Here is a 9,677-nt window from a genome sequence, read left to right on the forward strand (position 1 = left end):
CCCGTAACTATCAGCACGCTTGGAAGTTTTTAATACTTCCCCCAAAAAATGGGGTTGTTGGTGAGATAGCAATGTTAGTCTCAGCTTCTATATTCTTTTAAAGCGTTTAAGAAAAGCTTCTCGAAATCCTTCGCCTCTTCTATCAACTCTTTCGCGGCCTCATCTAAAGCTTTGAGGGGGGTTTCGCTGCCCTTTGTTTTAATATAGAGTACAGCAGACTTGAGGAGGGGGTGGGTGAAATCGTAACCTGCAACTTCCACGCCTCCATTCCTTAGAAGGATTTTTTGGAGTAAGTGTAGTAGGGCGCGGTTGGCATCTTGAACATCAAGCTTCAACTCCTTCTCAGAACTCTTAACTATGGTGACCTTCAACTTAAGCATCCTTTCCGTATCTTTCACTTATCTTTCGGTACTCAGTATTTCCACACCTTGAACATACCAGTTGTCTCCTATTTAAATTCAGGGGTGCTCCGCATCTAGAACAGAACGCCTGCAGGACGCCTAGATCTGCGTCTGAGGTAGTTAGCTGGTAGGGGAGATTCTCGTCGCCTAACACCATCGCCCTAACGATGTCTCCCGGCCTAAAGGCACTTTGTAAAGATTTGGTGAAGTATCTGCTTGCATAGGAGATGTGGAGTATTGCGTTAAAGGGTTTGTTAAGGTAAGTCTCTCCAATCTTGAAGATCCTCACCGAAGCGACTTTATCTTGAGTCTGCAGAACCTCTCCCACTACTATTATGCCTTTCCTTGGTATAGTGGGAGACTTGGTCTTGGGTGTAACTCTTATCTCTCTACTCTCAATGTTCAATACCACTTGACCTGTCAACTGGGAATAGATGGTATTCTGCATAACGTATGTCCCTACCCCTGGCACAAACTCCTCTATAACTCCGAGCTTATCGCCAGGGCTGACAAACTGCCCATGTCTCTTGGAATCCCTCATGGCGCTCACCGTGTAATCCTGTAAATATCAACCTTAACTTTATAGCGGGGTTTCCTGTGAAACTTGAACTGGTATGGGATCTCCAGTTGTGCTTCAAATAAAACTTGCACTTTTCTTCCATTCACTTCAGCAACCTTCGCCAAATATCTTCTATTATTCTCCCCACTTTTATGTATACTGTAGACGATCTCACCTATCTCAAAAGCCTTCTTTAGGAACCTTGTGTCTGCCCCACGCCGTCTAACACCGAAGGGAGGATTCTGGATCACTGTATCAACGGTTCCAGTGATGATACTAATATCCCCCACTATCCAGTTTATAGGTAGACCGAACTTCTGAGCGTACCTCTTCGCAACATATACTGCCTGTTTATCGAGGTCGATCGCCAGAACCTCTCGGGCGCCTAGATAAGCCGCCCCTATAGCCAGTCTTCCCACTCCACACCCAAGATCACAGACTCTCTTGCCTACTATATCGTTGAAGGTGTATGCGGCCGTATAGAGGAGTAGAGCCGCGAGCCTAGGTGGTGTTGTGTACTGCTCGAGTGAGAGCTTCGGAGTTAAATGTGGCTCTACTCTTGAGAGGATGAATTCAAGCTCTTTCCGCTTTGTGAGCAACGCGTAACAGTCCACCCTGATTTGAACGCCTCTAGTACTTCGGCGTAGGAGATGATGGGTCTAGTGTACCTCTCCGGGTCGTCAACTCCTACCCGCGGGCATGCAGTATTAATGAAGACGTCGATATCCGGAAAGTTATCTATCGCTTCAGGAGTTATCTCACGCATTGTAAGCAGTGTTACTTTCTTCCCATGGGTGGTGAGCTCCTTCCTTATCACCTCAGCGTTATCACAGTTAAACTGCCCTGTCTTAGTTCCAACTATCACACCAACTATTCTCGCCTGAACTAGCCTTCTTATCGCTGCCTTACGTTGATTAATAACTTTCTGGCGTAACGCTGTCAGATCCCTCACCTCGCCCAGGTAGGGGTCAGCTATAATTACAGGCTGCTTAACAGCCAAGGCCACGCCTAAGGCGTGAAATATTCCTCCCCCAATATAGAGGTAGGCATCCACGGACTGTTCAATTGTCTTAGCAGCCGTATAGTCACAGCCTGTAACTTGGCCTGGGTACTCCGCGTGGTCCCCTGGCTGCCCTATCCTGACCTCTTTACCACACTTCCTGAGCATGGCTTCGACAAGCTTGAGGTCTCCTACATGTTGAAGGGTTGTAATTAACCCAATGTTTGAGTATCCCGCCAGTAAGTGCAGTGCTTTTTCGACGACTTCGGAGAGTTCAACTTTCGCCTTGACAGGCACGTAGATAATATTGGATGTGATCTGCTTGGTGAAGGGGGTGTGGCCGTAGTGGACGATCAGATCGACTCCAAGCCTTTTTGCCTCTTCAGTTGGGAGATCGCATGCGCCGTAGCATGGGTCTGCGGATAAGTATACTGTGGCGCCAGTCTCTTTCTCCACAGTCTCGGCGACTTCTAAACCATATCTCTTCAACCCATCGGGGAGTTGTAGCATAACTTTCCGAGCAGACTTCTCGACTACTGAAGCTACTACTTCGCTGGTCTTTAGGTCAAAAGTCATCCTAAACTGGCCACGCGTGTGGAGAGCTCTAATGTACTGTGGGGGGTGGGGGCTGGTTTCTCAGGGGTGTGGAGAGTGACGATCTCTATTGTACAGGGGGTCGGCAGCTTGCTCATCCCCGTGTTGAGGGCTCTTTTTGCTACGTCGACGCCTGGAGCGTCCACTTCAACATCGATTATGGGTTCTCCAACTTCGACTTGAGCTGCTAACCCTGTAGCTTTGCCAAATGACCTACGCATACCTTCTTGGAGCCTATCTGCCCCTGCGAAGGCCATCATCTTATTTTCACGGAGGACTATATGTGGGTAAGGTCTTATTTTCAAAATGTAGGCGGATCCAAGTTTTTCGGATAGTATCTTATTTACAGCCACACGGGCTGCTTCGAGTGCGTTGTGCCTAATTTGAACTCTCTTTAGGGAAACGAGTGAGAGTTTATGGCTGAATTTGCCAGTTGTATCGCCCATTGTAAACTTTGTGATCTTGGGTTGTGGGGCGCCGTGAATATACTCTTTCCTAGTGTAGGCTCTACCTTTGCCGATTCTGTAGTTTCTTCCCTTCAATGTGAAGCCCTCCACATCAATCTCTTGGAAAATTATTTTAACATCGCCCTACATAAAGTTAGAGACTTTGACCAGTGGTATGAGGTCGGCAGTCTAAGTGGAGACGATTAGGTGGCAAAACGGCGTCATAATAGCTATAGACCAAACTAAACTCCCACACAGGTTGACTCGCCTCCGGCTTAAGAGCCCAAAGGAGGTGGCGGACGCTATCAGGGAGATGAAGATCAGGGGCGCTCCACTCTTGGGTGCGGCGGCAGCGTTGGCTCTCGCTCAAGCAGCCTACCGTTCGAAGGCTAAGAACAAGAAGCAACTGCTTCAGGATCTGGAAGAGGCTGCTGAACTTATAAAGTCTACAAGGCCCACAGCTGTGAATCTCTTCCATGGGGTGAAGGTGATCCTCGACTATGCTAGAGGACTAGATGGGGAAGATTTGAGTGAAGTAGTCCGCTCCATAATTGATCGATGTCTCCGCCTATTAGATGAGGACGCTGAGGTGAATATGAGGCTGAGTAAGATAGGGGCAGCTCTTCTTAGTGAAAAGGAAACGGTTTTGACACACTGTAATGCAGGTGCATTTGCCACGGTTCAGCATGGTACAGCTTTGGGAGTTATAATTCAAGCCCACCGTGAAGGTAAGAGAGTCGAAGTCATCGCCACCGAGACTAGACCTTTACTCCAAGGTGCTAGGTTGACCGCCTATGAGCTGAGTAGTGAGGGGGTCCCCGTTCGCATTATACCTGACAGCGCCGCAGGTTTGGTGATGCAACGTGGAATGGTTGGTAAGGTCATACTCGGAGCAGATCGCATACTTGCAACTGGGCATGTGATAAATAAGGTTGGAACATATATGCTCGCAGTCTTGGCGCGAGAGAATCGGGTTCCATTCTTTGTAGTTGCTCCAACCTCAACAATAGACCCTGCGAGCAGAGTTGACGAAGTCATCATAGAAGAGAGGCCTCCAGAAGAAATTCTCGAGTTTTCAGGAAAGAGGATAGCCCCAAAAGGGGTGGGTGCATTCAACCCCGCGTTCGATATAACGCCGCCAAAATTCGTTTCAGCTATAGTAACCGAGAAAGGGGTGAGTTACCCCCCATTTGACGAGCTAAGGGTGTGGGTTAAGGCGTAGTTCCGCCATGTCTCTTCTCAATCTCTGTGAGAACCTCGACAGCGGTGTTAGGTGGGGCGTTTAAGTTTTCTCTCCAACTTTTACCTACGGCGATTAGGGCGAAGATTCCAGCTACCTCACCTTTTGTCTTCGTAACGAGGTTTATCAATGCATTTTGCGTCTCTCCAGTTCTTATTATGTCGTCTACAACTAGAACGCTGTCTCCACGTCTGAGACTGTCTCTTGGTATGTAGAGGGTCATAATGACTCCAGACTCGGTTGGTACGTAGGTTTCTTCAATATAGTCTTTTACACCTACCTCTTTTCCCTTCTTGGCGACGACCATGTCCACGTCGAGTGAGTTAGCTATCAGCGTAGCCAAGGGTACTCCGTCGACTGCTGCAGTTAGTACTTTGGTGATACGGCGGCCGGCGAACTTGGAGACTGCGTGCTGTGTGGCCAGCCTCAGTAATAGGACATCGCCTATTATCTGTGTGTTATCGAAGTAGCCCATCTCGTCAAATTTTATTCGGGAAGCTAGTTGCTCCTCTAAGCCGGCTACCTTCTGGAGGGCGGCCCAGATCTCTTTAGCCCTCTTTGATGTTGGGAGGACATGTCCCTTCACATATCGGCTTAGAACTGTTACAGGCAACTTTGTCCACTGAGATATCTCCCTATAAGTATGCTTCTTCTTAACTGTGTGAAGCATTTTGATAGTCATAAGCCTGAACTCAAGATCCCTTGAATGAACTTCCATCCCCATCAACCCACGTGCTCTCTTAGACCTGTTACCCGACCTAACCTTAAATTTAACTCCATACACTTATAAAAAATGATCTAGCGAGGTAAAGCGAAGCTTGAAGGATTAAGGGTTATCGGGCTCGTAGCGTAGTCAGGATTAACGCGTCGGCCTTCGGACTAGGAGCAGGAGGAGAGCCGGAGATCAGGGGTTCAAATCCCCTCGAGCCCGCCATCTGCGGAGTGAATTTGTACCACCACCAAAAGTCTTCTATTTTTTAAGGTTTCATGTTTGGGTTCTTAGGCGCCTGAGCTCCTGAAGCTCCCTTAGACCTTCTTCTACTTGCCTGCACTCCTCTCGGCTTAGCCCTAAAGCATCATAAACAGCTTCATCCAACTTTCGTCTGGCTTCCTCCTCAGCTTTAACAGCTTCCTCCAACTCCCTTCGAGCTTCAGCCTCAAACAGACCTATATCCTTAACAGTTTTCGACTCGACCTTTTCTAAATGCTCTTCAATTTTCACTCGACTATCCACAGCGTCAACAACCTCTTTAAACGCCTTCTCTATTTTAGCCCTTTCAGAGGGTGACAATGCGTCAGGTGATAAGGTAGGCAACTCTCTTAACTCGTACGCCTGTATCTTTAATATGCCGCCTCCATAGGAGCGGCCATAGAGCTCTACAAGCAAAGCTACAACACTAGAGTTTAAGTAACCTAAAAGCGGTTGGGTATGGTCTCCCTTGTTTGGCTTTATGTAGTAAAATACATCGGTAGCATGGGCTCTAGCTTGATTCCATAGCGTATTTCCTCTAACATCTATCATATATTGGAATATGATCGGAGCTTTGGGTAGTAACGGTAGATTGTACCGAGCAGGCTTACGGTTCTTCACGGTTTCCAGTTCAGGTAGCCGTCTCTTACCTCTTTTCGATCCACGAAGTACATCAACCTCAAGCTTCTCGCCGTACTCAATATATCTGAGGATATTAGTTCCTTTAAGCTCAGATTTAGGATGAGAGACCATGAGCACATAATCGCTAATATCTCCATCGCCTATTATTAGGCCTTTCAGTTTCTTAGGAGAGGATAAGCATGGCTCTAGATATTCATCCTCTATTTCCCACTCCTCAACCTTGGACTCATTCAAAATAAAATAGTCATTGTACCCCGTGGTGAAACCTCTGTACACAGTTGCCAATTCGCCAAGCTTTTTGATCTTTTTGCTGTTATATATTTTCTGTAGTACTGGTGGTGCCCTGAGATAGATATTCCATTTTCCAAGCTTGAGCTTCCTCTGCTGTATGATGTTTATTCTCAGCTCATCGTTCTCTATGCTTTTCTGTGCTGATTGGATTCTGTCGAGAAGGAGATCCATATCTAGACGTTTCTTAACCCTTACGAATTTGACTGGATTATTGTAACGTTTTTCCCCATAACTTTCCCTTTGAAGGATGGTTACGGCTGTGTTCACTTCTGCATCTGGGAATATAGCCCTGTCAAATTCGACTATGTAAAGAATTTTGGTATTATCTAAGAGGAATTGTTGGAAGGGTTCTCCATATCCTACCTCGAGCCATTTGTTAGAGGATATAAAACCCAGCCTTCCACCGTTCTTGAGGAACCTGATTCCATGGATGTAGAAGTAAATGTAGATGTCACTTTGCCTATCGAGAATAATGGCGTCTTTAACCTTCTTAGTTGGTGCACCGATGAAAAGCTCTCCTTTGTACTCACCCTCAATAAGATTCTTAATTTTCAGCTTCTCCTTTTCGCCCAACAGCTCCTGACGGATATAGGGTGGGTTAGCCACTACGACGTCGAAGGCTGGAGGCATTTCTATACGCGTGGGCTTCCCCTCAGCCGTAACACTCTCAAATCCTGAGAGCGTTGCTTGTCTGGGTCTAACATCGAAGAGGTCTTTGACAATAACGTTCACTTTCTCGATTCTGGCTTTAGGGTTCTGAACGGCCAAGTTGATGACTGTGAGGTGGGCTGGAAACTGGTTTATGTCGACTCCATACAGGCGTTCTAGAAGTTGCTGATGGAACCTTTCAGCTAACGGGCCTTCTATCAATCTTGGAATATTGTTGAGTTCCCTAAGCCTGTGGTAGGCTCTGACCAGAAAGCTTCCCGAACCACACCCGGGGTCTAGCACAGTATCATCAGGCTTAGTTACCGTTAACTGAACTATGAAGTCAACAATTCCCGGCGGCGTGTAGAATTGCCCCAGCCTCTTTCTCTCCAATGGCGGTATGAGCTTCTCATAAATGCGACCTATGAAATCGCTCTCCATCTTGGAGAAATCGAACTCATTCAATGTGTCCAGTAAAGTCCTAATCCGCTCTTTGGCTCTAGGCGTGAAGGGAATCTCACTTATAATGTCACTCTGATAGATCGGTGCATAATCGATCTTGCGTGCATCCTCAAAGAATCTACCCAAAGCTTCAGTGACATCCTCTTCCTCACCTATTTTGAGCGGCCTCAGCCTATCAGTATAAATCGCTCTTATAACCTGGTAGAAGACTAGCTTATTCAACTGGAGATAGGTAGTCTCTTCAGCTATCATCCTATTAGTCTCATCAGCGAACTTGAGCCCCTGACTCTCCAGCCAATCAACATATTTCTTATGAAATTTACCGTCACGAAGCCGCACCTTTAAAGCGTTGAGAAACTCCGGGTATGTCGTTGAAAGCATCATGCAGAGTGTCAACAAGTGTGTCATCCAGAGGCTTAAGACGGATGGGCACAAACTCCAACACCATCTTGAGTAGATTCTCAGCCCAGTCAGGCGTCCGCTCATACTCGAAAGACGCAATCTCACTTTCATACGCCCTTTTACTTGGATCATTTTTGAATAAAACAATCCGTCTTAAATTACAGGTAGCGTAATATGGAAAACCTCCCAATCCAGCATATCCAACAGCCTGAGCTATAACATCCGGGTCTCGAGGTTCTATATCACGTTCGGTCCCAGCGACCCTTTTCCTGAATTTGGCTTCGACGAGGAACAGCCCCCTCCCACCCTTCTCAGCCGTCAAGTCCGGCGTCCCATTAACAGGCTTCTCAACAAAAAAGTCAACAACCTCAGCCACACCTAAAAGCCCAGCAGCCTCCTTAAGCTTTGGAAGAAGGAACCTTGCAACGAAGTCCCGCTCAGAAGCATAGCGTGAAGACTGGGAACTCAATTCTGCCTCAATAAATAACTGTCTACTAGGCTATTTAATTAACTTAAGCAGAATTCAGTCGACGGGGAAAAGCATTCTCTCTAATTATGACGGCTGGAGAAGTTTAAAGTGCTAATACCACTTCAGCCTCTTTAATTGTTTGGTTACGAGGGCTAATTCCAAACCTAAACCCCACAACGCAGGCACCTCTAGGCCTCTACGTCCTTGTCTACTGCAAAAAACGACCATCGTAGCGGCGCGGTACATTAAGACCGCAAAGATAATAAATTCACGAAGATAACGTTTATCGAGGTTTTCAATATGCCAAAACTTCTCGTCATCTATGATAGCCGTACCGGGAATACAGAGAAGTTGGCTCAAGCTATAGCAGACGGGGCGCGTAGAGTCCCTGGAGTCACAGTAGAATTGAAGAAAGCAAAGGAAGCAAACATCGAAGAAGTAACCGCAGCTGACGCCTACGCGTTTGGTTCACCCTCCCACTTCAGCATAATGTCCGGAGAAATTTTGACTCTGCTAACGAACCTATACCCCCAAAGGCATAAAATAGCAGGAAAACCTGCATGCGTGTTCACCACCGGTAGTGGAGGGCAAGTCACTGCACTAGAAAACATCGAGAAAATTATCGGCGTATTTAACCCAAAATTTATAAAACCAGGATTGGCCGTCGAAGGCTCTCCAAAAGAACCTGACAAAGAACAAGCAATAAAGCTTGGAGAAAAGCTGGCGAAGGCTTTGACCAAAAAGTAAGTAACGCCCATACTCTATCGGAAAAAAGGGCCTGATCCGGTAGACTCACCCAGTGTACACCATTTTCACATCAGGTTCTCCCTCTATCAACCTCGACCCCATGCAGTTTTTCGCGTATGAAAAACGTGGTATTAAGTTAAGAAATAACATTTATTTAGATTTAATTGCCTTCTTCTCAGTTCGCGTGTCAACCTATGACAAATATGCAGGATGGAGACAGGAAAATACCTCGAACAATGTCAACTCAACACCCAGATAACGTACACACCCCAGAGTGGTGCGGTGGAGAGATTATCGATGGTGACGCGGAAATATACGAGGCGTACTTCGCCTATAAGACTCTCGGCTGCCACGAGGTGATGTGGGACTCTGAGGGAAAAGATGTTGACACCCATGTTGTAAGAAAATTGTTCAGCAAGTATAGTGACTATTTTAAGGAACATTTACTCGGGAAGGATATATTCCTCACATATCGAGTTCCTAACCCCAGCATAGAGCCCATAGAGAAAAAAGTGGTGGTCGAAACTCTTCAAAATATTACGGTAGCCTATGATGTTGCCTCAGCCTTCTACGGGAATGAAGTAGCACCAATATTCGAGGTCATATTCCCATTCACGACAAAAGGCCAAGAACTTATCTGTCTTCACAACTACTATGAGCGAGTCATAGTTGCAGCTGAGAACATAGTATTAAACGAGGCGAAGACGGTTAAAGATTGGCTTGGCTCATTCAAGCCTAAAAGCATCCAAGTGATCCCTCTCATAGAGGATTTTGACAGCATATGGGCTATTGACAAGATCGTAGAA

The 9,677-nt window shown here is 46.5% G+C and carries 11 protein-coding genes and 1 tRNA gene; 4 read left to right on the forward strand and 8 right to left on the reverse strand.

The window, feature by feature from the left end; all coding sequences use genetic code 11:
- Positions 1-80: 80 nt before the first annotated feature.
- The 5 genes from QXJ75_02790 to QXJ75_02810 are packed head-to-tail and all read right to left on the reverse strand — an operon-like array spanning position 81 to position 3,111.
- On the reverse strand, positions 81-371 hold the full coding sequence (locus QXJ75_02790; protein ID MEM3737006.1) for an RpoL/Rpb11 RNA polymerase subunit family protein: 291 nt from the start codon (positions 369-371) through the stop codon (positions 81-83).
- Between the two features lies 1 nt (position 372).
- A complete protein-coding gene (locus QXJ75_02795; protein ID MEM3737007.1) occupies positions 373-942 on the reverse strand; it encodes an exosome complex RNA-binding protein Csl4 in 570 nt (189 codons plus the stop codon).
- A gap of 5 nt (positions 943-947) precedes the next feature.
- Positions 948-1,574, reverse strand: a complete 627-nt coding sequence (locus QXJ75_02800) for an METTL5 family protein (GenBank protein ID MEM3737008.1) — start codon at positions 1,572-1,574, stop codon at positions 948-950.
- Positions 1,514-2,536 (reverse strand): diphthamide biosynthesis enzyme Dph2, encoded by a 1,023-nt coding sequence (gene dph2, locus QXJ75_02805; protein MEM3737009.1) that lies wholly within the window; start codon positions 2,534-2,536, stop codon positions 1,514-1,516. The genes QXJ75_02800 and dph2 overlap by 61 nt, the downstream gene beginning before the upstream one ends.
- Positions 2,533-3,111: a 50S ribosomal protein L16 gene (locus QXJ75_02810; protein ID MEM3737010.1), complete on the reverse strand. Its 579-nt coding sequence runs from the start codon at positions 3,109-3,111 to the stop codon at positions 2,533-2,535. Before QXJ75_02810 ends, dph2 begins: the two co-directional genes overlap by 4 nt.
- 82 nt (positions 3,112-3,193) lie before the next feature.
- Between QXJ75_02810 and mtnA the strand changes: the two genes are divergently transcribed.
- Positions 3,194-4,222: an S-methyl-5-thioribose-1-phosphate isomerase gene (mtnA, locus tag QXJ75_02815; GenBank protein MEM3737011.1), complete on the forward strand. Its 1,029-nt coding sequence runs from the start codon at positions 3,194-3,196 to the stop codon at positions 4,220-4,222.
- Here mtnA and QXJ75_02820 read toward each other — a convergent pair.
- Positions 4,212-5,024, reverse strand: coding sequence for a phosphoribosyltransferase family protein (locus QXJ75_02820; GenBank protein MEM3737012.1), 813 nt, complete (start codon positions 5,022-5,024; stop codon positions 4,212-4,214). The two genes, mtnA and QXJ75_02820, sit on opposite strands and share 11 nt — an antisense overlap.
- Before the next feature lie 54 nt (positions 5,025-5,078).
- Between QXJ75_02820 and QXJ75_02825 the strand changes: the two genes are divergently transcribed.
- A tRNA-Arg gene (locus tag QXJ75_02825) sits at positions 5,079-5,174 on the forward strand.
- A 51-nt stretch (positions 5,175-5,225) separates the two neighbouring features.
- Here QXJ75_02825 and QXJ75_02830 read toward each other — a convergent pair.
- Both QXJ75_02830 and QXJ75_02835 read right to left on the reverse strand, forming a co-directional pair.
- A complete protein-coding gene (locus QXJ75_02830) occupies positions 5,226-7,649 on the reverse strand; it encodes an N-6 DNA methylase (protein MEM3737013.1) in 2,424 nt (807 codons plus the stop codon).
- Positions 7,579-8,124 carry a hypothetical protein gene (locus QXJ75_02835; protein MEM3737014.1) on the reverse strand — a complete coding sequence of 182 codons (546 nt, stop codon included), beginning with the start codon at positions 8,122-8,124 and terminating at the stop codon, positions 7,579-7,581. Before QXJ75_02835 ends, QXJ75_02830 begins: the two co-directional genes overlap by 71 nt.
- Positions 8,125-8,424: 300 nt before the next feature.
- Here QXJ75_02835 and QXJ75_02840 point away from each other — a divergent pair, with 300 nt between their 5' ends.
- The gene (locus tag QXJ75_02840; GenBank protein MEM3737015.1) at positions 8,425-8,871 is read left to right on the forward strand and encodes a flavodoxin domain-containing protein; all 447 of its coding nucleotides are present in this window, start codon (positions 8,425-8,427) and stop codon (positions 8,869-8,871) included.
- A gap of 203 nt (positions 8,872-9,074) precedes the next feature.
- Positions 9,075-9,677 (forward strand): phosphoenolpyruvate carboxylase (gene ppcA / locus QXJ75_02845; protein ID MEM3737016.1); only part of this gene is annotated, 603 nt, incomplete at its 3' end.

The sequence above is a fragment of the Candidatus Bathyarchaeia archaeon genome (genome assembly GCA_038883335.1).
Taxonomy (GTDB): Archaea; Thermoproteota; Bathyarchaeia; order Hecatellales; family Hecatellaceae; genus JAVZMI01.